19 protein-coding genes are annotated in these 21,852 nt (G+C 71.5%); 12 read left to right on the top strand and 7 right to left on the bottom strand.

Annotation, left to right across the window (positions count from 1 at the left end; translation table 11 throughout):
• The first annotated feature begins 52 nt into the window (after positions 1–52).
• From ACGFNU_RS19825 to ACGFNU_RS19780, 10 genes are all read left to right on the top strand, one after another.
• A complete protein-coding gene (locus ACGFNU_RS19825) occupies positions 53–1,132 on the top strand; it encodes a DUF3616 domain-containing protein (protein ID WP_392595489.1) in 1,080 nt (359 codons plus the stop codon).
• An 81-nt stretch (positions 1,133–1,213) separates the two neighbouring features.
• Complete coding sequence (locus ACGFNU_RS19820) at positions 1,214–2,428, top strand: acyl-CoA dehydrogenase family protein (RefSeq protein ID WP_392595487.1); 1,215 nt, start codon at positions 1,214–1,216, stop codon at positions 2,426–2,428.
• Positions 2,429–2,569: 141 nt separating this feature from the next.
• Positions 2,570–3,157: an FHA domain-containing protein gene (locus ACGFNU_RS19815; RefSeq protein WP_392595486.1), complete on the top strand. Its 588-nt coding sequence runs from the start codon at positions 2,570–2,572 to the stop codon at positions 3,155–3,157.
• Positions 3,158–3,316: 159 nt separating this feature from the next.
• A complete protein-coding gene (locus tag ACGFNU_RS19810; RefSeq protein ID WP_392595484.1) occupies positions 3,317–4,486 on the top strand; it encodes an ROK family transcriptional regulator in 1,170 nt (389 codons plus the stop codon).
• Positions 4,487–4,499: 13 nt separating this feature from the next.
• Positions 4,500–5,831, top strand: a complete 1,332-nt coding sequence (locus ACGFNU_RS19805; RefSeq protein WP_392595482.1) for an ABC transporter substrate-binding protein — start codon at positions 4,500–4,502, stop codon at positions 5,829–5,831.
• A gap of 58 nt (positions 5,832–5,889) precedes the next feature.
• On the top strand, positions 5,890–6,822 hold the full coding sequence (locus ACGFNU_RS19800) for a carbohydrate ABC transporter permease (RefSeq protein WP_392595480.1): 933 nt from the start codon (positions 5,890–5,892) through the stop codon (positions 6,820–6,822).
• Positions 6,819–7,718: a carbohydrate ABC transporter permease gene (locus tag ACGFNU_RS19795; RefSeq protein ID WP_392595478.1), complete on the top strand. Its 900-nt coding sequence runs from the start codon at positions 6,819–6,821 to the stop codon at positions 7,716–7,718. The genes ACGFNU_RS19800 and ACGFNU_RS19795 overlap by 4 nt, the downstream gene beginning before the upstream one ends.
• Entirely contained in the window at positions 7,715–8,989 is a 1,275-nt protein-coding gene (locus tag ACGFNU_RS19790) for a 6-phospho-beta-glucosidase (protein ID WP_392595476.1), read from the top strand. The genes ACGFNU_RS19795 and ACGFNU_RS19790 overlap by 4 nt, the downstream gene beginning before the upstream one ends.
• Positions 8,986–9,975, top strand: a complete 990-nt coding sequence (locus tag ACGFNU_RS19785; RefSeq protein ID WP_392595474.1) for an N-acetylglucosamine kinase — start codon at positions 8,986–8,988, stop codon at positions 9,973–9,975. The genes ACGFNU_RS19790 and ACGFNU_RS19785 overlap by 4 nt, the downstream gene beginning before the upstream one ends.
• A gap of 47 nt (positions 9,976–10,022) precedes the next feature.
• On the top strand, positions 10,023–10,919 hold the full coding sequence (locus ACGFNU_RS19780; RefSeq protein WP_392595473.1) for a TIGR03619 family F420-dependent LLM class oxidoreductase: 897 nt from the start codon (positions 10,023–10,025) through the stop codon (positions 10,917–10,919).
• On the opposite strand, the gene ACGFNU_RS19775 is transcribed toward ACGFNU_RS19780, so the two are convergent.
• Together ACGFNU_RS19775 and ACGFNU_RS19770 are read right to left on the bottom strand one after the other, a co-directional pair.
• Positions 10,916–11,356, bottom strand: coding sequence for an Lrp/AsnC family transcriptional regulator (locus tag ACGFNU_RS19775; protein WP_392595472.1), 441 nt, complete (start codon positions 11,354–11,356; stop codon positions 10,916–10,918). The two genes, ACGFNU_RS19780 and ACGFNU_RS19775, sit on opposite strands and share 4 nt — an antisense overlap.
• Positions 11,357–11,415: 59 nt before the next feature.
• Complete coding sequence (locus ACGFNU_RS19770) at positions 11,416–12,435, bottom strand: LacI family DNA-binding transcriptional regulator (RefSeq protein ID WP_392595470.1); 1,020 nt, start codon at positions 12,433–12,435, stop codon at positions 11,416–11,418.
• Between the two features lie 188 nt (positions 12,436–12,623).
• Between ACGFNU_RS19770 and ACGFNU_RS19765 the strand changes: the two genes are divergently transcribed.
• A complete protein-coding gene (locus tag ACGFNU_RS19765; protein WP_392595468.1) occupies positions 12,624–13,880 on the top strand; it encodes an ABC transporter ATP-binding protein in 1,257 nt (418 codons plus the stop codon).
• A 174-nt stretch (positions 13,881–14,054) separates the two neighbouring features.
• Here the strand turns inward: ACGFNU_RS19765 and ACGFNU_RS19760 are convergent, their stop codons facing one another.
• The 5 genes from ACGFNU_RS19760 to ACGFNU_RS19740 all read right to left on the bottom strand — a co-directional run bounded on the left by ACGFNU_RS19760 (position 14,055) and on the right by ACGFNU_RS19740 (position 20,644).
• On the bottom strand, positions 14,055–15,125 hold the full coding sequence (locus tag ACGFNU_RS19760) for a carbohydrate ABC transporter permease (RefSeq protein WP_392595466.1): 1,071 nt from the start codon (positions 15,123–15,125) through the stop codon (positions 14,055–14,057).
• Positions 15,122–16,705, bottom strand: coding sequence for an ABC transporter permease subunit (locus tag ACGFNU_RS19755; protein ID WP_392595464.1), 1,584 nt, complete (start codon positions 16,703–16,705; stop codon positions 15,122–15,124). Before ACGFNU_RS19755 ends, ACGFNU_RS19760 begins: the two co-directional genes overlap by 4 nt.
• A gap of 34 nt (positions 16,706–16,739) precedes the next feature.
• Complete coding sequence (locus tag ACGFNU_RS19750) at positions 16,740–18,062, bottom strand: ABC transporter substrate-binding protein (RefSeq protein ID WP_392595462.1); 1,323 nt, start codon at positions 18,060–18,062, stop codon at positions 16,740–16,742.
• Between the two features lie 31 nt (positions 18,063–18,093).
• On the bottom strand, positions 18,094–19,284 hold the full coding sequence (locus tag ACGFNU_RS19745; protein WP_392595460.1) for an ABC transporter ATP-binding protein: 1,191 nt from the start codon (positions 19,282–19,284) through the stop codon (positions 18,094–18,096).
• A 250-nt stretch (positions 19,285–19,534) separates the two neighbouring features.
• Positions 19,535–20,644, bottom strand: coding sequence for a M24 family metallopeptidase (locus tag ACGFNU_RS19740; protein ID WP_392595458.1), 1,110 nt, complete (start codon positions 20,642–20,644; stop codon positions 19,535–19,537).
• 113 nt (positions 20,645–20,757) lie between these two features.
• Here ACGFNU_RS19740 and ACGFNU_RS19735 point away from each other — a divergent pair, with 113 nt between their 5' ends.
• Positions 20,758–21,678, top strand: a complete 921-nt coding sequence (locus ACGFNU_RS19735) for a 5'-3' exonuclease H3TH domain-containing protein (RefSeq protein WP_392595456.1) — start codon at positions 20,758–20,760, stop codon at positions 21,676–21,678.
• Positions 21,679–21,852 lie beyond the last annotated feature (174 nt).

Genomic DNA, 21,852 nt, shown 5'->3' with positions numbered 1-21,852 from the left:
ACCAGGGCGGATACCGACGATTTCGCCCCTGGTTCTATGGGAGCATCGGCGCATGATCGTGGAACGCCGGGTCGAGCTCCGCTTCGGGCACGAGAGCCGTGAAGCCGAGACCCACACCAACCTCTCCGCCGTCCGCCAGGACGGCGCCTGCCTGTGGCTGGCGGGCGACGAGACCGCCACCATCGAGCGGCTGACCGCGACCACCGACGGGTCCGGGCGGGTCACCGCCTACGACGACCACCGCTCGGTGGCCCTCGCCGACCTGGTCGACCTCCCGGCCGGGCCCGACGAGGAGGCCGACATCGAGGGCCTCGCCCGCGCCAACGGCTGGCTGTGGGCGATCGGCTCGCACAGCCTCAAGCGCAAGAAGATCAAGGCCGGGCAGTCCGACGCCAAGGCCCGCAAGCGGCTGGCCTCGGTCGTCCGCGAGGAGAACCGGTTCATCCTCGCCCGGCTCCCCCTGGCGACCGGCGACGACGGCCTGCCCGAGGTGGTCAAGCGGAGGGGCGACGACACCGCGGCCGTCCTCGGCGGGCACGGCGACTCGCTCACCGACATGCTCGCCGGCGATCCGCATCTGGCGCCGTTCCTGCCGATCCCGAGCAAGGACAACGGCATCGACATCGAGGGGATCGCCTCCCAGGGCGACCGCCTCTACATCGGCCTGCGCGGGCCGGTGCTGCGCGGCTGGGCGGTGCTCATCGAGATCCGTCCCGAGACCCACCCGGACGACCCGCACCGCCTCCGGCTGCGCCCCATCGGCGAGGACAAGGCGCCCTACCGCACCCACTTCCTCGACCTGGGCGGCCTCGGCATCCGCGACCTGTGCCCGCACGGCGACGACCTGCTGATCCTCACCGGCCCCACGATGGACCTGGACGGCCCGGTGCGCGTGGTGCGCTGGCCCGGCGCCGCCAAGGTCGCCGCCGCCGACATCGTGCCCGCCGGCGAGCTGCGCCTCGTCGGCGAGCTCCCGTTCGGGGACGGCGACGACCACGCCGAGGGCATCGCGGTCCTGGAAGAGTCCGACGCCGCCGGGCCGAAGCTGCTGGTCGTCTACGACAGCCCCTCGGCCGAACGGCAGACCCCGGACGGCGGGATCCTCGCCGACGTCGTCTCGTTCGAGAAGTAGCCCACCCGCCCCAAATAAGCACTTACTTTCCACCTCTGCTTGGATATGGCTACCGAGCAGAGGCGGAAGGGCGGGGCAGGCATGATCGAGTGGTCCGACGAGGACGTCATGATCCGGGACGCGGTGCGCGGCTGGATCGACGCGGAGGTCCGGCCGAACCTGGACGCCCTGGACGCCGGCGAGCTCCCGCCCTACGACCTGATCCGGAGCCTGTTCAAGACGTTCGGCATGGACGAGCTGGCACGATCCTCGTTCGCCTCCCGCATCCGCAGGGAGCACGAGGGCGGCGACTCCGACGGCGACTCAGGCGAGGACAGGCCTTCGGGCGGCAACGCCGCGATGAACATGCTGCCCATCATCGAGCTGTGCAAGGTCTCCCCCGGCCTGGTCACCGCGATGGGCGTGAGCCTGGGCCTCGCGGCGGGCACGATCATGAAGCGCGGCACGGTCGAGCAGAAGGAGCGCTGGGGCCTCGACCTGCTCACCATGGACAAGGTCGGCGCCTGGGCGATCACCGAGCCCAACTCCGGCTCCGACGCGTTCGGCGGCATGCAGGCGACCGCGCGCAAGGCCGGCGACGAGTACGTCCTCAACGGCAGCAAGACGTTCATCACCAACGGCCCCTACGCCGACACGATCGTCTTCTACTGCAAGCTCGACGACGGGGAGGACCCGCGCGACCGCGAGATCCTCACGTTCGTCCTCGATCGCGGCATGCCCGGCCTCGACCAGAGCAGGCCACTGCGCAAGATGGGCCTGCACTCCTCCCCCACCGGCGAGCTGTTCCTCAACGACGTGCGGGCGGGCGCGGACCGGCTGCTGACCGGCGGCTCGGGCGACGGCAAGGAGTCGGCCAAGCAGAACTTCGTCACCGAGCGCGCCGGCGTCGCGGCCATGTCCCTCGGCGTCATCGAGGAGTGCCTCAAGCTGTCGGTCGACTACGCCAAGAAGCGCGAGCTGTGGGGGCAGCCGATCGGCGACTTCCAGCTCATCCAGTTGAAGCTCGCGAAGATGGAGGTCGCGCGCATCAACGTGCAGAACCTCGTCTTCCGGCACATCGAGATGCAGCGCGCCGGGCGCGCCCCGACGCTGGCCGAGGCGTCGGCGATGAAGCTCTACTCCGCCCAGGCCGCCGGCGAGGTGGCGATGGAGGCCGTCCAGCTGTTCGGCGGCAACGGCTACATGAGCGAGTACCGCGTCGAGCAGCTCGCCCGCGACGCCAAGTCGTTCCAGATCTACGCGGGCACCGACGAGATCCAGGTGACGCACATCGCCCGGGACCTCCTCTCCCGCTGACACCGGAAGATCCACTCGCCGAAAGACCGGTCGCCGCCCGAACTCCGGGCGGCCGCCGGGCGTCCAACAGACAGCCCTGCCGAACACCCGGAAAGGAGGACGGGGTAAGGGGATCGGCAATGATGATCACTTATCCTGGGGATGCGGGCTTTCCTGGACAGGCGACGACGGGATCTGGATACTCACAGCATGGACGGTCAGCCCTCATATCCGGTGAGAGCGTCCGATATGGAGCGCGACCGAGTGTTGCGCGTGCTCAGCGATCGAGTGGCCGAAGGCCGGATGTCCCATGAGACGTTCGAGCGCCGGGTCGATCAGGTGCTGCGCGCGCAGAGCCAGGCCGAGCTCGCCGACATCGTGCACGACCTGCCGTCCACCAACCGCGTCGTCAACCGGCTGACCGGCATCATCTCCTCGGTCTCCCAGGTCACCGCGCGCATCGAGGCGGCCTGGCGGGCACCGCGGCTGCCGCGGTTCATGCTGCCGCCGTCCGGCCTCACCCGCATCGTCGTCGGGCGCGCCCCGGGCTGCCAGTTCATCCTCACCGACCTCACCGTCTCCCGCTTTCACGCCGAGATCTACCAGGGCGACGAGGGCTGGATGATCTCCGATCTGGGGTCCATGAACGGCACCCGCGTCAACGGCTGGCGCCTCACCGGCCCCGCCCGCGTCCGCCCCGGCGACGAGGTCGGCTTCGGCAACTCCAGCTTCATCGTGGCGGCCCCCTGAACCTGCCCGCCGCGGCGCTCCGGCGGCTCGACGAGGACGCCCCCGGCATGCCCGGCGCCTGAAATGACCCCTTGACGAATTCGGCAGGGTTCCTTACTTTCACTTCCAAGTTAGGAAACCTTCCTAACTCCGCGGTCCCGGGCGGGCGGAGGCGATCCCTTGACGGCACCCATGCCCGGCAGGCCGAGCCTGATGCGGGCCATCAACGACCGCGCGGCGCTGGAGGTGCTGCTGGAACGCGGGCCGCTCACCCGGCCGCAGCTGTCCGAGCTCACCGGCATCTCCAAGCCCACCGCGTCGCAGCTGCTGGCCCGGCTCGAAGAGGCGGGGCTCGTCGTCCAGGACGGGATACGGGAGGGCCTGCCGGGCCGTACCGCAGAGCTCTACCGGATCGATCCGGGCGCGGCGTACGTCGCCGGGCTCGACGTGACCCCGGCGCGGATCCGCGCCGTCGTGGCCGACCTGACGGGGGCCGTGACGGGCGAGCACACGCTGCCCACACCGGCGCGTTCGGGCGTCGACGCGGTGGCGCGGGTCCGGGCCGCTCTCGAACCGGCCGCCGCAGGGATACCGCGCGACCGGCTCCGGCGCGTGGTCATCGGGATCGGCGGCGCGGTCGATCCCACCACAGGCAGGCTCGGGTACGCCGCGCACATTCCCGGGTGGCACGTCCCCGACCTCGGCAAGCGCCTCACCGGCGCGCTCGGCACGCCGGTCTCGATCGAGAACGACGTCAACCTGTCCGCGCTCGCGGAGCTGTCCGGCGGACAGGACGTGCGGGACTTCGTGCTGCTGTGGGTCGCCGAGGGCGTCGGCATGGCCGTCGTCCTCGGCGGCGCACTGCACCGCGGCGCCACCGGCGGCGCGGGCGAGATCGGCTACATGCCCGTCGCGGGCGCGCCGCTCATGCGCGACGTCCGGCGCACCCACACCGGCGGCGTGCACAGCCTGACCGGCGGCGCCGCCGTGCTCAGGCTGATGCGATCCCACGGCTTCCGGGGGCGCGACGCCGCGACCGCCCTCGGCCGCGCCGCCGCCGACCCGGACGCGGGCCGCCCCGCGCTCACCGAGCTGGCCACCCGGCTCGGCGCCGCCCTCGCCACCGTCGTCGCCGTCCTGGACCCGCAGCTGATCGTCCTCACCGGCGAGGTCCTGCGGTCGGGCGGCGAGCCGCTGCGCGCGCTCGTCGAGCGCGAGCTGCACACCATGACCATCCCCAGGCCTCCGGTCCGGCTCAGCTCGGTCGAAGGCAACCCCGTCCTGGCGGGCGCCCTGCACCTGGCGCTCGGCGACGCCCGGACCGAGGTCTTCTCCAGCACCACTCCCTGAAGGAGGAACCGGAGTGCGCATCCAACCCCCACCTCGCGCCTCGTACCGCACCGTGGCCCTGACCGCCGTCCTCGTCCTCGCCACGGCCTGCACGGCGGGCACCAAGGAGAAGGACGCCGGGCCCGCGGCCGACGCCCCGCAGACGATCCAGGTCTGGCACGGCTGGAGCGCCGACCACGAGGTCAAGGCGTTCGAGGACGCCGTCGCCGGATTCCGCCGCGCGCATCCCAACATCACCGTCAAGATCACCGGCAACCAGCTCGACGACCAGATCACCAACGCCATCCGCGGCGGCAACCCGCCCGACGTGGTGTCCTCCTTCACCACCGACAACCTCGGCCAGTTCTGCCAGAGCGGGGCGTGGCAGGAGCTGACCCCGCGGATCCAGAAGGACAAGGTCGACCTCGGCATCTTCCCCAAGGCCGTCCAGGACTACACGCAGTTCAAGGGCAAGCGGTGCGCGCTGCCGCTGCTCGCCGACGCCTACGGCCTCTACTACAACAAGAAGCTGATGAAGGGCGAGAAGCCGCCGACGACGATGACCGAGCTCGCCGCGCTGGCCAAGAAGCTGACCGTCCGCGACCCCGACGGCACCATCAAGGTCGCCGGCTTCATGCCCTCGGTCCAGTACTACGAGCACACGCCGCAGCACATCGCCCCCAGCTTCGGGGTGAAGTGGCTGGGCGACGACGGCAAGGCCAACTTCTCCAAGGACCCGGCGTTCACCGCGTACCTGAAGTGGTCCAAGGAGCTCCTCGACTGGTACGGGCTGCAGAACGCGCGCAAGTTCATGCGGTCGATGGGCCAGGAGTTCGAGGCGTCCAACCCCTTCCAGAAGGGCAAGGTCGCCATGGCCGTCGACGGCGAGTGGCGCACCAAGTTCATCGAGAAGGAGGCGCCCTCGCTCGACTACGGCACGGCCCCGCCGCCCGTCGCCGACGCCCGCAAGGACCAGTACGGCAGCGGCTTCACCCTCGGCACCATCATGGGGATCCCGCGCGGCGCCAAGCACCCCGACGCCGCCTGGGCGCTCGTCAAGTACCTCACGACCGACACCCAGGCCGTGGTGACGCTGGCCAACGCGCTGGGCAACGTGCCGAGCACGCGCGCCGCGATCGCCTCACCCGGCCTGAAGCTGCCGCCCCAGTTCAAGACGTTCATGGACGTCTTCCAGCATCCGGAGACCACCACCAGCCCGTCCAGCCCGAACGGCGGCGACTACATCGTGCAGTTCCAGAAGTTCGTCCAGGACCAGTGGGAGCCCGGCAAGGTGCCCGATCTCGGCAAGGGGCTGAGCGGCCTCGACAGCAAGATCGACAAGGCCCTGCGGCTCTCCGGCGGCTGACATGACCGTCCTGTCCGCGCGGCACGCGCGCCGGAGACCGCACCGGAGGCGCCGGCCGGTGGCGGCGCCCCGCGCGCGCCGCCGCCACCGGCTCCGCGTCCTGGCGTTCCTGTCGCCCTGGCTCATCGGGTTCACCGTCTTCTTCGCCTACCCGCTGCTGGCCACCGTGTACTTCTCGTTCACCCGGTACGACCTGTTCTCGCTGGAGTACGTCGGGCTCACCAACTACCGCTTCCTGCTCCAGGACGAGGACGCCTGGCGGTCGATGCGCAACACCATGTGGCTCGTCGTGGTCATGGTGCCGCTGCGGGTGCTGTTCGGGCTCGGCACCGCGCAGCTGCTCACCCAGCTCAAGGCGGGCGGGAACCTGCTGCGGTCGGTCATCTACCTGCCCTACCTGGTGCCCCCGGTGGCGGCCACGGTCGCGTTCGTGTTCCTGCTCAACCCCGGCACCGGCCCGGTCGAGCAGCTGGCGGACGGCCTGGGCATCCCGATGCCCGACTGGTTCAACGAGCCGCAGTGGAGCAAGCCGGGCCTGTCGCTGCTCGGCCTGTGGGCGGTCGGCGACGTCATGATCATCCTGCTGGCGGCGCTGCTGGACGTGCCGCGCCAGCTGTACGAGGCGTCCGCCATCGACGGCGCCGGCCCCTGGCAGCGCTTCCGGCACATCACGCTGCCCACGATCTCGCCGGTGCTGCTGTTCGCCGCGGTCACCGGCGTCATCCAGACCCTCCAGTACTTCACCCAGGCGATGGTCGCGGCCAAGGTCGCCGCCGGGCAGGCCGACCAGCCCGGCACCACCACCGCCCCCGGCTACCCGGACGGGTCGACGCTGACGTTCCCGCAATGGCTCTACGACGAGGGGTTCCGGCAGTTCAACATGGGCTACGCCTGCGTGCTGGCCCTCCTCCTGCTGGCCGTCTCGATGGCCTTCACCCTGGTGCTGCTGCGGCAGTTCCATGCCTTCGCCGACGAGGAGGCGTCCGGATGACCGAGACCGCGCTCGGCCTGCGCCCGTCCCCCGGCACCACCGCGGCGCCGCCCGCACGGCGCCGCGCCGCCGGCGGAACCCGGCCGCGGCGCACCCTCTACTGGATCGCCACGCACGCGATCGCCATCGCCTTGGCGATCATGTTCATGGCACCGGTGCTGTTCATGTTCCTCACCGCCGTGATGACCGACGAGCAGGCGCTGAGCGGCGCGCTGTGGCCCTCGGAGTGGGCATGGGGCAACTTCGGCGAGGTGATGTCGTCGGAGATGCTGCGGTGGCTCGGCAACACCCTGCTGTACGCCGGGCTCGGGACGGCGTTCATGCTGGTGTCGAGCGTGCCCGTGGCGTACGCGCTCGCCCGCTTCAGGTTCCGGGGCCGCAAGCTCGCGCTCGTGCTGGTCATCACCATGATGATGTTGCCGCCGCAGGTCGTGGTCGTTCCCATGTACATCGTGTGGGCGCGCTTCGAGCTGACCGGCTCGCTGTGGCCGCTGATCATCCCGCTGCTGTTCGGCGACGCGTACTCCATCTTCCTGCTCCGGCAGTTCCTGGTGACGATCCCCAAGGACTACGCCGACGCCGCGCGGGTGGACGGCTGCGGCGAGTTCACCGCCATGATGCGCGTGGTCCTGCCGATGGCGCGGCCCGCCATCGCCGCGGTGGCGCTGTTCCAGTTCTTCTACTGCTGGAACGACTACTTCGGGCCCCTGGTGTACGCCGATCCCGACCACCGTCCGCTCGCCGTCGGCATCGCCACGTTCCGCGCCGCGCACAACGTGGAGTGGAACCTGACCATGGCGGCGACCCTGCTGACCGTGCTACCGGTGATCGTGGTGTTCTTCCTCGCCCAGCGGGTCTTCATCCAGGGCGTGACACTGACGGGAGTGAAAGGGTGAAGCTGGTCGTCATCGGCGGGGGGTCGACCTACACCCCCGAGCTGGTCGAAGGGATCGCGCGGCGGGCCGGGACGCTGCCGGTCGGGGAGCTCGTGCTCGTCGACCCCGCCGCGGACCGGCTCGCGGTGGTCGGCGGCCTGGCCGCCCGGATGCTGGCCCGCGCGGGCAGCGCGGTGACCGTGCGGACGGTGTCGGACCTGGGCGCCGGGCTGGACGGGGCGCTCGACGGCGCCGCCGCCGTGCTCGTCCAGCTCCGGGTGGGCGGGCAGGCGGCGCGGCTGAGCGACGAGACGTTCCCGCTGGCCTGCGGGTGCGTCGGCCAGGAGACCACCGGGGCGGGCGGGCTCGCCAAGGCGCTGCGCACCGTCCCGGTCGTGCTGGAACTGGCCGAGCGCGTCCGCGAACGCGCGCCCGGCGCGTGGATCGTCGACTTCACCAATCCGGTCGGCATCATCACGCGGGCGCTGCTGGACGCGGGCCACCGCGCCATCGGCCTCTGCAACGTCGCCATCACCTTCCAGCGCCGCTTCGCCGGCCTGCTCGGCGTGGAGCCCGGGCGGCTGAGTCTCGGGCACGTCGGCCTCAACCACCTCACCTGGGAACGCACCGTCCTGCTCGACGGCTCCGACGTCCTCCCCCTGCTCCTGGACCGGCACCTCGACGCGCTCGCCGCCGAGACCGAGCTGCCCGCCGGGCTGATCCGCAGGCTGGGCGCCGTCCCCTCCTACTACCTGCGCTACTACTACGAGCACGACCGCGTCGTCGGCGAGCAGCGCGCGGCGCCGGCGCGCGCGGAGCAGGTGGCGGCGATCGAGCGGCGCCTGCTGGAGCTGTACGCCGACGCCGAACTCGACACCAAGCCCGCCCTGCTGGGCGAACGCGGCGGGGCGCACTACTCCGAGGCCGCCGCCGACCTGCTGGCCGCGCTGCTCGGAGGATCACAGGGGGTGCAGGTGGTGAACGTGCGCAACGAGGGGACCCTCCCCTTCCTGCCGCCGGAGGCCGTCATCGAGGTCCCCGCCCAGATCGGCTCCGCCGGGGCGGCGCCGCTTCCCGTCCCGCCCGTCGAACCGCTGCTGGCCGGCCTCATCGCGCACGTGTCGGCGTACGAGCAGCTCGCCGTCGACGCCGCGCGCCGGGGCGGCGCCGACCGGGTGGCGGACGCCCTCCTGGCCCACCCGCTGGTGGGCCAGAGCGACGCGGCCGAACGGCTGGCGCGCGAACTGATCAACGAGGGCCGGACCCATCTCCCCTGGGCGGCGAACGGATGAACCGCACGCTGGTGGCGGTCGACGGCGGCAACAGCAAGACCGACGTCGCCGTGGTCTCCGGCGGCGGCGAACTCCTCGCCGCCGCCCGCGGCCCGGGCTTCCGGCCGCAGGCGCACGGCGTGGACGCGGCCGTCGCGATGCTGAGCGGCCTCATCACCGACGCCCTCGCGCGCGCCGGCTGCGGAACGGCCGACCACCTCGCCGCGTTCCTGGCCGGGGCCGACCTCCCCGAGGAGGAGGAACGGCTGGAGAAGGCGCTGGCCGCCCGGGGGCTGGCGCGGCGCGTCCGGGTCGCCAACGACACCTTCGCCCTGCTGCGCACCGGCTCCACGATGGGCTGGGGCGTCGCGATCGTCTGCGGCGCCGGCATCAACTGCCTGGGCGTCGGCCCGGACCGGCGCACCGCCCGCTTCCCCTCCCTCGGGCGGATCACCGGCGACTGGGGCGGCGGCGCCGACCTCGGCGCCGAGGCGCTGTGGCACGCCGTCCGCGGCGAGGACGGCCGCGGTCCGCGCACGGCCCTCACCGCCGCCGTCGCGGCGCACTTCGACCTCACCCGCGCGGAGGACGTGGGCCTCGGCGTCCACCGGGGCGACATCGCGTGGGAACGCCTGACGTCGCTGGCCCCGGTGCTCCTCGACACCGCCGAGGCGGGCGACCCGGTGGCGCGCGGACTCGCCGACCGGCTCGCCGAGGAGATCATGCTCCTCGGCGTCACGGCGCTGAGCAGGCTCGACCTGCTCGACGCCCCCGCCGAGATCGTCCTCGGCGGAGGCGTGCTCACCGCGCGCCGCCCGCTGCTCATGGACATCATCGAACGGCGCTACTCGGCGCGCGCGCCACGGGCACGGCTGATCATCGCCGCCGACCCGCCGGTGCTCGGCGCCACGCTGCTCGGCCTCGACCTGCTGGGCGCCGCTCCCGCCGTGCACAGGGCGGTGCGCGCCGCGTTCGACGGGCCGTGGCGCCCCCCGGTACGAGCCTGACGCCTTGACGTTGTAAGGTTCGGAACGTCCGCCACGGAGGGAGCGTCGTGCACGTCGGGTTCGCCGTACCGGTCTCGGGGGCATGGGCCACTCCCGCCGACCAGGTCCAGATCGCCCAGCGGGCCGAAGAACTCGGCTACCACTCGCTCTGGACGCTGCAACGTCTCCTCAACCCGGCCGGATCCGGCGACGAGACATACCGCAACGTGCCCGACCCGTTCATCACCCTCGCCTACCTCGCCGGCTTCACCCGCACCGCCAGGCTCGGCGTCGCCATCGCCAACCTGCCGTTCTACTCCCCCGCGCTCCTGGCCAAGCAGGCCGCGACGCTCGACCACGTCACCGGCGGCCGCCTCGACCTCGGCCTCGGGCTGGGCTGGATGCGCGAGGAGTTCGCCGCCTCCGGCGTTCCGTACGAGCGGCGCGGCGCCCGCGCCGAGGAGTTCCTCGCGGCGCTGCGCTCGCTGTGGCACGACGAGGTGAGCGAGTTCCACGGCGAGTTCTACGACTTCCCGCCCGTTCGGATGGAACCGGCGCCGCTCCAGGCCCCCGAACTGCCGATCCTGCTCGGCGGCGCGTCCGAGCCCGCGCTGCGCCGCGCCGGCCGTCTGGCCGCCGGCTGGGTGAGCTCCAGCCGGGCCGACCCCACGAGCCTCGGCGCGTCGATCGACGTCGTCCGCGACGCCGCCGCCAAGGCCGGGCGCGACCCGGACGCGCTGCGCTTCGTGAGCCGCGCCGCCGTCCGGATCCGCCCCGGAGGCGCCGCCGACCGGCGGCCGCTCACCGGGACCTGCGACGAGATCCGCGCCGACTTCGACGCCATCGCCCGGCAGGGCGTCACCGAGCTCTTCGTCGACCTGAACTTCGACCCGCGCGTCACCGGCGACCCGGCGGAGGCGACGCGGCTCGCCGGCGAGGCCCTGGAGGCGTTCGCGCCGCGCTAGATCGGGGGCCGGCGGCCCTCCCAGGGGGTGCTGAGGACGACCGTGGTCCGGGTGGCGACGTTGGCCGCCTTCCGGATCTGCTGGAGCAGCTCCTCCAGCTCGTTCGGCGTCGCGACCCGCACCTTGAGGATGTAGCTCTCCTCGCCCGCCACCGAGTGACAGGCCTCGATCGCGGTCAGGTGCGCGAGCCGGTCGGGGGCGTCGTCAGGGGCGGCCGGGTCGATCGGCTTGATCGACACGAACGCGGTCATCGGCAGCCCGATCTGCTCGTGGTCGAGCTGCGCGGTGAAGCCCTTGACGATGCCGCGTTTCTGCAGCCTGCGCACCCGCTGGTGCACGGCGGACACTGACAGGCCGGTCTCCTTGGCGAGGTCGGTGAAGCTCATCCGCCCGTCGTCGGCCAGCAGTGTCATGATCTGACGATCGATCTCCTCCACCCGGGAAAATCTAGCTTGCCGGGGAGCCCGGTGCCGACCCGGTTACGGTCACAGATCGGTCAGGTCCGGCGTGGCGGGCCGCAGCTGCCGCGGATCACCAGCTCGGTGGGCAGCGTCACCGGGCCGCCGCGGGCCCGCGTGCGGTCGCGCAGGAGGAGCTCGCAGGCCCGGTATCCGGCGTCGTGGCCCGGCCGCGCCACCGCGGTCAGCGGCGGATCGCACAGCTCGGCCCAGGACACGTCGCCGACCATCGCGATCGACACGTCCGTGGGCACGCGCAGGTCCAGCTCGCGGGCCACGAGGACGGCGGCCTCGCCGATCAGGTGTCCGGCGGCCAGGACGGCCGACGCGCCCGCCTGGCGTTGCAGCAGGCCGGCCGCCGCCGCGTAGGCGCTGTCACGCTCGGGCCTGGCCGCGACCACCAGATCCTCGTCCACCGTTACCCCCAGCTGGGCGAGGGTGTCGCGGAACGCCCTCTCGCGGACCCCCTTCGGGCTCCCCGGCGACGCCGCTCCGAGGAAGGCGATCCGGCGGTGGCCGAGGCCCACCAGGTACTCGACGAGGGCCCGCACTCCGGCGCGATCGTCGATCAGCACCGTGAGGACCTCCGGCGGGCCGGGGAGGACGCGGTCCACCGAGACCACCCATCCCCCTGCCGTGACCACCGAGTGCCAGGCCGCCGGGTCGCCCTCGGGGACGGCGATGATCCCGTCGACGCGCTGCTCCATCATCCGGTCGGCGATCGCGGCCTCCCGCTCGGCGTCGCCGTTGGCGGCGTCCAGCAGGACGTGCTCGCCGAACGTGCGCGCGCACTCCAGCACGCCGGCGATCAGGTCCGCGCAGAAGGGGTCGGTCACGTCGGGGACGATCAGCCCGATGCCGCCCGTCCGCTGGAGCTTGAGGCTGCGTCCCACGGCGCTCGGCCGGTAGTCGAGGTCCCCGGCGGCGGCGAGGACCCGCTCCCGCGTCGCCGGGCTCACCGAGCCGCCCGAGAACACCCGCGAGACCGTCGCGATGCCCACCCCGGCCGCCGCCGCCACGTCCTTGATCGTCGCCGGTCGTCCCGGCACGTCCGCCATCCCGCCATCTTTTCATGATCCACCCTTGTCATGGAAACGTTTCCATAGGGTTTAATCCGAACCATAGCTAAAGGGCCTGCTCAACCGAGTGGGTTGGAAACGTTTCCATCCGATGCCGGATCCGATCCGACCGGCCGGCGATCGGGGGGCCCGCGCGAGACCCGCGCGGGCGAGGCGAGAGGTTGACGATGGCCAAGATCGTGCTGGACAAGGTCGACAAGATCTATTCGGGCGGCGTCAAGGCCGTGGACTCCCTGGACCTGGAGATCCGCGACGGCGAGTTCATGGTGCTGGTCGGCCCCTCCGGCTGCGGCAAGTCGACCGCGCTGCGGATGATCGCCGGGCTGGAGGAGATCAGCGGCGGCAAGATCTCGATCGGCGACCAGATCGTCAACGACCTCGCGCCCAAGGACCGCGACATCGCGATGGTCTTCCAGAACTACGCCCTCTACCCCCACATGACGGTCGAGCAGAACCTGGCGTTCGGCCTGAAGCTGCGCGGCACCCCCAAGGCCGAGATCAAGCAGAAGGTCCTCGAGGCGGCCAAGATGCTCGGCCTCGAGCAGTTCCTGTCGCGCAAGCCCGCCGCGCTGTCGGGCGGCCAGCGCCAGCGCGTGGCGATGGGCCGCGCGATCGTGCGCCAGCCGCAGGCGTTCCTCATGGACGAGCCGCTGTCCAACCTGGACGCCAAGCTGCGCGTGTCGATGCGCGCCTCGCTGAGCCAGCTGCACGAGCGCCTCGGCGTCACCACCGTCTACGTCACGCACGACCAGGTCGAGGCCATGACGCTGGGCTCGCGGGTCTGCGTGCTGCGCGAGGGCAGGCTGCAGCAGGTCGACACCCCGCAGCGCCTGTTCGACAACCCGGTCAACCTGTTCGTCGCGGGCTTCATCGGCTCGCCCGCCATGAACTTCGTGGAGGCCGAGCTCAGCCGCGGCGACGGCGGCGCGCAGGTCGCGTTCGCCGGCTACACGCTGCCGGTGCCGGACGCGCTGCTGGCCGACAAGCCGGGGCTGGACGGCTACTTCGGCAAGAAGATCATCCTCGGCATCCGGCCGTCGGACTTCGAGGACGCCGCGCACGCCAAGCCCGACTGGGCGCCGCTGGCCGCCCGGAGCAGCGTCACCGAGGAGCTCGGCAGCGAGATCAACGTCATCTTCACCATCGACGCCCCGCCGGTCGAGCACAAGGACACCGCCGACCTCGCCGAGGACGCGGCCGAGGGCGAGGCCGACATGGCGATCCCGCTGATCGAGAACAAGGCCCTGTGGACGGCCCGCGTCAACGCGCGCTCCCACGTGCGTCCCGGCCAGGACATCGAGCTGGCCGTCGACACCCGCCGCCTGCACTTCTTCGACCCGGCCAGCGGCCTGGCGATCGGCCACGAGGCCGCCGCGTCGATCGAGCCCGCCGACACTCCGGAAGCCGACGAGGCCAAGGCCTGACGGCCCGCTCAGGGCCTTCCGCATAACAGAACAGCGACGCGCATCACGTTTCCCACAACCCCGTCCACAGGTTGTGGGGAACGTGATACGCGTCACATTTTTCGCCGATGCGCCGCTTGCCGTTCACGTCACGGTATGCGGCGCTTCATCGTCTCCGGTCAGCTCATCGGCTCGTCACTTCACCGAGCCTGCGAGCACGCCCTGCACGAAGTAGCGCTGGAAGGCGAAGAACACGCCCAGCGGCACCACCAGCGACAGGAACGCCCCCGGCGCGATGATGTCGATGTTGGAGCCGAACTGGCGGACCTGCTGCTGGATCGCCACCGTGAGGGGCTGCGAGTCCCGGTTGGCGAAGATCAGCGCGATGAGCATGTCATTCCAGACCCACAGGAACTGGAAGATCGCCAGCGACGCGATCGCCGGCCCGCCCAGCGGGAAGATCACCCGCCGGAAGATCGTCCACTCGGTGCCGCCGTCCATCCGCGCCGCCTCCAGCAGGTCCCGCGGGATCCCGGCGAAGTAGTTGCGCAGCAGGAAGATCGCGAACGGCAGGCCGTACGCGACGTGGAACAGCACCACGCCCGTGATCGACCCGAACATCTTGAACCCGCCGATCTCGATCCCGCCGTAAAGCTTGGCCACCGGGATGAGGCCGACCTGGATCGGCACCACCAGCAGGCCGACGACGCCGAGGAACAGCCAGTCGCGCCCGGGGAACTCGATCCACGCGAACGCGTACGCCGCCAGCGACGCGATGACCACGACCAGCACGGTCGTCGGCACCGTGATGAGGACGGTGTTCACGAACCCCGTCGTCATGTCGTCGTTGGACATGACGTCGCCGTAGTTCTTCAGGGTCAGCTCGGCCGGCTTGGTGAAGACCTTCCACCAGCCGCTCTCGGTGTTGGCGGCCTGGTCGCGCAGCGAGGCGATGAACAGCCCGATCGTCGGCACCAGCCAGACGACCGCGATCAGGATCAGGAAGACCTGGACGGCCCCGCCGCCCAGCCGGTTCACGATCCGCGACGCGACGCCGCGCCGCGGCGCTCCCGACACACCGCGCGTGGCGGCCGCCTTCGGCCCGCCCGCCGCCGGGGCCTCCGCCGCCGGGATCTCCGCCGCCGCGCCGCCGGTGGCCACGCCCTTGCCCGCGGTCTCCCCGGCGGCCGTGTCCGCGGCCGCCGTGTCCGCGGTCTTCGCGTCCTCGGGCTTGGCGTTCTCGGGCTCGGTGCTCTCGGTGGTCATGCCTGCTCCCGGCGGAATCGGCGGATGTTGAAGATCATCGCGGGCAGCACGAGCAGGAACAGCACGATCGCGATCGCGCTGCCCATGCCCTGGTCGGCGCCCTCACCGGTGAACGACTTGAGGTACATCTGCAGGGCCAGCACGTTGGCGTCCTGCTGCGTCGCGCCCGGCGCGATGATGTAGACAAGGTCGAACACCTTCAGCACGTTGATGACCAGCGTGACGAGCACCACCACCAGCACCGGGGCCAGCAGCGGCATCGTCACCCGCCAGAACACCTGCAGCTCGGTGGCGCCGTCGACGCGTGCCGCCTCCAGCGCGTCGCGCGGGATCGCCGCCAGCCCGGCGCCGATGAGCACCATCGCGAAGCCCGCCCACATCCAGATGTACGCGCCGATGATGGACGCGGTGACCAGGCCTCCCCCGAGCCAGTCGATGCCGTTGTAGGGCTCGGCGAAGTTCGAGGCGGCCAGGCGGACGGTGTACGACCCGGCGGGGAGTTCCTTGAAGGCGAACGTGCCGTCCGCGGCGGACGTGGCGGTCGCGGCGACCTTGCCGCCGGAGACCGCCTCCACCTTGATCTTCCCGAGGCCCTTCTCGGCCGCGTCGACCTGGTTGGGCTTGGCCGCGGCGCCCGGCGTGAAGTCCGACCACACCGTGCCGGTGATGGTGCCGGGCTGGGCCGTGCTGGCCTTCGCGGGCGCGAGCGTCCGCTGCACCTCGGGCTTGACCGCCACGAGAGGCAGCAGCACGGTGGCGCCGGACTGCACCGCGTCACGGGTCTCGTAGGCGGTGCCGCCCGAGGTCTTCGCCGACTTCAGCGGGCCGCCGCTCTCGCGCGGGCGGACGCCCGGGAAGGCGGAGGACTCCTTGAACGTGTCGTGCACTCCGACGGCGACCGCGTTCAGGACGCCGCGCTCGGGCGCCCGGTCGTACACCAGCGTGAAGATGACGCCGGCGGCGAGCATCGAGATCGCCATCGGCATGAAGACGATGAGCTTGAACGCCGCCGCCCAGCGGATGCGCTCGGTCACCACCGCGAAGACGAGCCCGAGGGCGACGATGATGGACGGCGCCGCGATGACCCAGATCAGGTTGTTGCGGAACGCGGTGTACATCGGCGACTTGGCCGACAGCAGCGCCCACATCAGCAGCAGCGCGACCGGCAGCGCCACCAGGGTGATCCTGGCCCGCCGCCAGTCGGTGACGCCGAGGTGGGCGGCGAAGACCGTGCCCGCCGCGACCAGCAGCACCAGCACGGTCACGGTCAGCTTGCCCGCCGTCGGGCCCCAGCTGACCGTGACGTCGTCGGTGAACATGTCGGTGTAGTTGCCGAACCACACCAGCTTCTTGCCGGAGCCGTCGTACAGGCTCCGCCAGACCGTGTAGAGGATCGGGTAGACGACCAGCAGGCCCAGCACCAGCAGCGCCGGTAGCAGGAACCCGCCGGACATCCACGGGGCCGGTCCGAGCCGCCCGCCCTCGGCGGGCGGCCGGGTGCCGGTCTTCTCAGAGATCGCCTTGTCGGACCCGCCCCCCGAGGGCTCGGGCGCGGCCGGACTCTCGGGGGAGTCGGTCATCTGCTTCTCCGTTGTCCCGTCAGTGTGGTGGTGGTCAGCTCTTCAGGGCCTTGGCGGCGTCGGACTCCAGGCCCGCGGCCGTGGCGTCGACGCTGGAAGGGGTCTTCAGCAGGTCTTGCAGACGCTTCCACTCGCCCGAGCCCTTGGTGCCGCCGAAGGCCGCCGGGTAGAGGTCGGACATGTCGAACAGGAAGTCGTCGCCCGCGTCGATGACGGCCTTGGCGCTGGTGCGCTGGACGTCGTCGGGGTAGTTCGACATCTCGAGCGCCTTGTTCGGCGAGATGTAGCCGCCGACCTTGGCCCACTCGGCGGCCGCCTCCGGCGAGGCCAGGTACTTCATGAGCTCCTGGCCGCCCTTGCTGTCCTTCAGCATGACCGCGGCGTCGCCGGCGCCGACCAGCGGCGGCTTGGCGCCGACCTTCGGGAACGGGAAGACCAGCGCGTCGGTGCCGACCTTGGACTTGGTCTCGCTGATGCCGGCGGAGACGACGTCGGCGCCCGACAGCATGGCGGCCTTGGGCTCGCTGCCGAACACGGTGGTGATCGCCTGGTCCATGAGCAGGCTGTTGGCCCCGGCCACGCCGCCGGACATGTAGGTCGGCTTGGCCCAGATCTCGGCGAGCGTCTTCAGCGCCTGCTTGACCGAGGGATCGGTCCACTTTATCTCGTGCTTGGACAGCTGGCGGTACTTCTCGACGCCGGCCTGCGAGGCGTAGACGTTCTCGAACCAGTCGGTCAGCGTCCAGCCGTCGCCGCCCGCGATCGCCAGCGGCGTGGTGCCCGCGTCGGAGAGGGTCTGCACGGTCTTGACGAAGCTCGCCCAGTCGGCGGGCGGCTGCACGCCGGCGTCCTGGAACGCCTTCGCGCGGTACCAGACCAGTGACTTGTTGCCGGCCTTGAAGTACAGGCCGTACATCTTGCCGTCGGAGGTGCCGAAGTCCTGCCAGACCTTGGCGTAGTTCTGCTTGATGAGGGCCTGGACCTCGGGGCTGAGCTCCTTGATCCAGCCCTTCTTGGCGAACTCGGCGATGACGCCCTGCTGCGGGAGCATCGCCACGTCCGGCGGCGCGCCGCCCTGGATCTTGGTCTGCAGGAACGTGGCGGTGTTGTCGCCGGTCGGGGTGAGCGTGACGGTGGCCCCGGTCTTCTTCTTGAAGCCGTCCAGCACCTTCTTGAAGCCGGCGCCCTCGGCGCCGGTCCACACCGCGGCCACCTCGAGCTTGACGCCCTTGAGCGTCTGGCCGCCGGAGTCACCGCCCTTGTCGCCGGAGTCGTCGCCACCGCAGCCGGCGAGGGCGACGAGCAGGCCGGTCGCGAGGGCGGTGCCCCGCATCACGGCAAAACGGTTGCTGCGCATTCGTTTCCTTCCTGGACGAGGGTGCCGCCGATCACCAGATCGAGGCACCGCTCTCGGGATCGAAGAAATGCAGTCGGCCGGTGTCGACGTGGATGTCGAGCGGGTCGCCGACCTTCACGCGGGTACGGGGACTGAACCGCGCCACCATGTCGGTGCGCGGCGCGTCCAGGGACCCGAGCACGTCGGTGCCCGCGTCCCGGGCCAGCTCCTTGGTGTCCTCGGTGACGACCTGAGCGGCCTCGACCGCGAAGTGCACGAGCACGTCCGAGCCCATCGCCTCCACCAGCTCCGCGGTGGAGGTCAGCCGCGCGCCGTCGGTGGTCTCGGTGAGCTCGGCGTCCTCCATGTCCTCAGGGCGGATCCCGACGACGACGTCCCGGCCCAGGTAGCCGGCGAGCCCCTCGCGGTCCGCCAGCACCTCCCCGGGCAGCGTCAGCGTCTGCCCGCCGACCTCGATGCGCGGGTTCGCCGCGTCCCCGGTCAGCGTGCCCTGAAGCAGGTTCATGGCGGGTGAGCCGATGAAGCCGGCGACGAACAGGTTCGCCGGCCGGTCGTAGAGCTCCTGTGGCGGTGCCACCTGCTGGAGCTCGCCCTTCTTCATCACCGCGACCCGGTCGCCGAGCGTCATCGCCTCGGTCTGGTCGTGCGTGACGTAGATCGTGGTGACGCCGAGGTCGCGCTGGATGCGCGCGATCTCGGCGCGCATCTGGACGCGCAGCTTGGCGTCCAGGTTGGACAGCGGCTCGTCCATCAGGAACGCCTGGGGCTCGCGCACGATCGCGCGGCCCATCGCCACCCGCTGCCGCTGGCCGCCCGACAGGTTGCGGGGCTTGCGGCTCAGATGGTCGGTGAGGCCGAGGATCTCCGCGGCGTGGTCGACCTTCTCGCGGATCTCGGCCTTGGGCAGCTTGCGCAGCGACAGGCCGAACCCGATGTTGTCGCGGACCGACAGGTGCGGGTAGAGCGCGTAGCTCTGGAAGACCATCGCCACGTCGCGGTCGCGCGACGGGATCCGGTTCACCACCCGGTCGCCGATCGTGACCTCGCCCTCGGAGATCTCCTCCAGGCCGGCCACCATGCGCAGCGCGGTCGTCTTCCCGCAACCGGACGGCCCGACCAGGACGAGGAACTCCCCGTCGGCGACGGCCAGATTCAGGTCGGTCACGGCCCGGGTCCCGTCGGGATAGACCTTCCCTACGCCCGTCAGGGCCACCTCTGCCACGGCGTCTCCTCTTCGTCCGGCAACCTTCGGGACATCTCCCCGCAACCCCGGCGGATTAAGGGTTTACGTCGTACCTCGCGGCGCAGCGGAGCCGCAACAGCCACACCCGTACTGAGACCTTTGATGCCAAGATCGTTATCTCTCCGTCTCCCGCCGTGACCGTCCCCCGGACGGCGCCGGGCGGGCCGGCGCGAAACAGCGAACGGGGGCGGACCAGTGCTGGTCCGCCCCCGTTCCACCGCGCCCGCCGTCAGCCGACGATGATCACGTCCCGGTCGGTGGTGTTCATCCGGTCGGCGCCGTCCGCGGCGCACACCACGATGTCCTCGATGCGGGCGCCGTGCGCCCCCGGGTAGATCCCCGGCTCGATCGAGAACGCCATTCCGGGCTCGAGCGGCTCGGTGTTGCCCGCGACGATGTAGGGCTCCTCGTGGCTCTCCAGCCCGATGCCGTGCCCGGTGCGGTGGAAGAAGTGCCGGCCGTACCCGGCCGCCGCGATCACCTCGCGCCCGGCGGCGTCGACCGCCTCGGGCGTGACGCCCGGCTTCACCGCGTCGCAGGACGCCTGCTGCGCCTCCCGGAGCACCCGGTAGTACGCCAGGTAGTCGTCCGGCGGCGTCCCGATGCAGTAGTTGCGGGTGGAGTCCGAGCAGTAGCCGCTGGGCATGGTCCCGCCGATGTCGACCACGACCGGCTCGCCCGGCCGGATCACCCGGTCCGAGAGCTCCGCGTGCGGGTTGGCGCCGTTGGGACCGGAGCCGACGATGACGAAGTCGACCGTCTCGTGGCCCTCGGCGATGATGGCGTCGGCGATGTCGCGGCCCACCTCGCGCTCGGTGCGGCCGGGCTTGAGGAACTCGGGCACACGGCGGTGCACCCGGTCGATCGCGGCGCCCGCCTCGCGCAGCGCCTCGACCTCGGCGGCGCTCTTGCGCATGCGCAGCTCCCGCAGCACCCTCCCGGCGAGGACCTGCTCGGCGCCGGGCAGCGCGTCCCGGAAGCGGAGCACCATCATCGCCCACATCCGGTCGGCCAGCCCCACCGTGCCCACCTGGCCGGGCAGGCGCCCGGCCACCAGGGCGTAGGGGTCGTCGGTCTCGTCCCAGGGCACCAGTTCCACGCCCAGGTCACCGGCGGGCGACTCCTCGGCCGCGGGCAGCTCCAGCCGCGGCACCACCAGGAACGGGTCGCCCGACGACGGCACCACGAGGCAGGTGAGCCGCTCCAGCGGCAGCGCGTTGTAACCCGTCACGTACCGCAGATCGGGCCCGGGGGTCAGCAGCAGCGCCCCCAGCCCCGCCTCGGCGGTGGCCTCCTGCACGCGCCCGAGCCGCTCGCGTGGATACAACTCCGTCGTCACATCCGTCTCCGTCCCGCTCATGTCACATCCGTACAAGGATCCAGGATGGCAAGCGCCGCCGCGCTCCCGCGCGCCGGGCCCGACTGTCACCGCGCCATGGCACGATGAGGGCCATGAGCGGGCTCATGCTGCTGGACACGCCGTCGTTGTACTTCCGCGCCTTCTTCGGGGTGCCCGAATCGATCAAGGCGCCGGACGGGACGCCCGTCAACGCGGTGCGGGGGCTGATCGACATGATCGCCCGGCTCGTCCAGGACCGGTCCCCGGACCGCCTGGTGTGCTGCATGGACGCCGACTGGCGGCCGGCGTTCCGCGTCGAGGCGCTGCCGTCCTACAAGGCGCACCGGGTCGCCGAGGACGGCGGCGACCAGACGCCCGACCCGCTCGAGGTCCAGCTGCCCATCATCGACGCGGTGCTCGACGCGGTCGGCCTGGCCCGCATCGGCGTCGCGGGCTACGAAGCCGACGACGTCATCGGCACGCTCGCCGTGCGCGGCGCCGAGCGGGGCCCGGTCGACATCGTCACCGGCGACCGCGATCTGTTCCAGCTCGTCGACGAGCGCGGGCCGGTCCTGGTGCTCTACACCGCCCGCGGCATCCGCAACCTGCAGATCATGGGCGAGAAGGAGGTCGCCGAGAAGTACGGCATCCCGGGCCGCGGCTACGGCGACTACGCGACCCTGCGCGGCGACCCCAGCGACGGGCTGCCGGGCGTGCCGGGCATCGGCGACAAGACCGCCGCGGCGCTCATCACCCGCTTCGGCTCGATCGACGGCGTCGTCGCCGCGCTGGAGGCCGGCACCGTCGAGGGCTTCCCCGCCGGCGCCCGCAAGCGCCTCGAAGGCGCCCGCGACTACCTCACCGCCGCCGAGACCGTCGTCCGGGTCGTCTGCGACATCGACTCCCCCGAGCTGCGCGACCTCGACGACACGCTGCCGCGCACACCGCGCGCCCCCGAGGCGCTCATCGAGCTCGCCGACAGGTGGGGCCTGGAGAGCCCGGTGAACCGCCTGCTCAACGCCCTCGACGGCTGACCGGCAGGAAACACCGGCCGATCCTGGCGGCAAGCGGACCTGTCCACTGTGTCAAGTGACGCAGACTGGACGTCCCCCTGGGCGCAGCATCGTGATCAGCGGCGGGCTTGGCTGGACGGGTGAGCATCACGACCGCACCGCCGCTGGAGGGCCATGGACATGTCGCCGACCGGC

The sequence above is a fragment of the Spirillospora sp. NPDC048911 genome (assembly GCF_043198015.1).
Classification (GTDB): domain Bacteria; phylum Actinomycetota; class Actinomycetes; order Streptosporangiales; family Streptosporangiaceae; genus Spirillospora.
This window is presented reverse-complemented; position numbering and strand designations above follow the sequence as displayed.

What these genes read in the sequence shown, in the direction of transcription:
- ACGFNU_RS19825 (WP_392595489.1), top strand. Translation starts at nt 53, where the DNA reads ATGATCGTGGAACGCCGGGTCGAGCTCCGCTTCGGGCACGAGAGCCGT.
- ACGFNU_RS19820 (WP_392595487.1), top strand. Translation starts at nt 1,214, where the DNA reads ATGATCGAGTGGTCCGACGAGGACGTCATGATCCGGGACGCGGTGCGC.
- ACGFNU_RS19815 (WP_392595486.1), top strand. Translation starts at nt 2,570, where the DNA reads ATGCGGGCTTTCCTGGACAGGCGACGACGGGATCTGGATACTCACAGC.
- ACGFNU_RS19795 (WP_392595478.1), top strand. Translation starts at nt 6,819, where the DNA reads ATGACCGAGACCGCGCTCGGCCTGCGCCCGTCCCCCGGCACCACCGCG.
- ACGFNU_RS19785 (WP_392595474.1), top strand. Translation starts at nt 8,986, where the DNA reads ATGAACCGCACGCTGGTGGCGGTCGACGGCGGCAACAGCAAGACCGAC.
- ACGFNU_RS19770 (WP_392595470.1), bottom strand. Translation starts at nt 12,435, where the DNA reads ATGGCGGACGTGCCGGGACGACCGGCGACGATCAAGGACGTGGCGGCG.
- ACGFNU_RS19765 (WP_392595468.1), top strand. Translation starts at nt 12,624, where the DNA reads ATGGCCAAGATCGTGCTGGACAAGGTCGACAAGATCTATTCGGGCGGC.
- ACGFNU_RS19760 (WP_392595466.1), bottom strand. Translation starts at nt 15,125, where the DNA reads ATGACCACCGAGAGCACCGAGCCCGAGAACGCCAAGCCCGAGGACGCG.
- ACGFNU_RS19755 (WP_392595464.1), bottom strand. Translation starts at nt 16,705, where the DNA reads ATGACCGACTCCCCCGAGAGTCCGGCCGCGCCCGAGCCCTCGGGGGGC.
- ACGFNU_RS19750 (WP_392595462.1), bottom strand. Translation starts at nt 18,062, where the DNA reads ATGCGCAGCAACCGTTTTGCCGTGATGCGGGGCACCGCCCTCGCGACC.
- ACGFNU_RS19735 (WP_392595456.1), top strand. Translation starts at nt 20,758, where the DNA reads ATGAGCGGGCTCATGCTGCTGGACACGCCGTCGTTGTACTTCCGCGCC.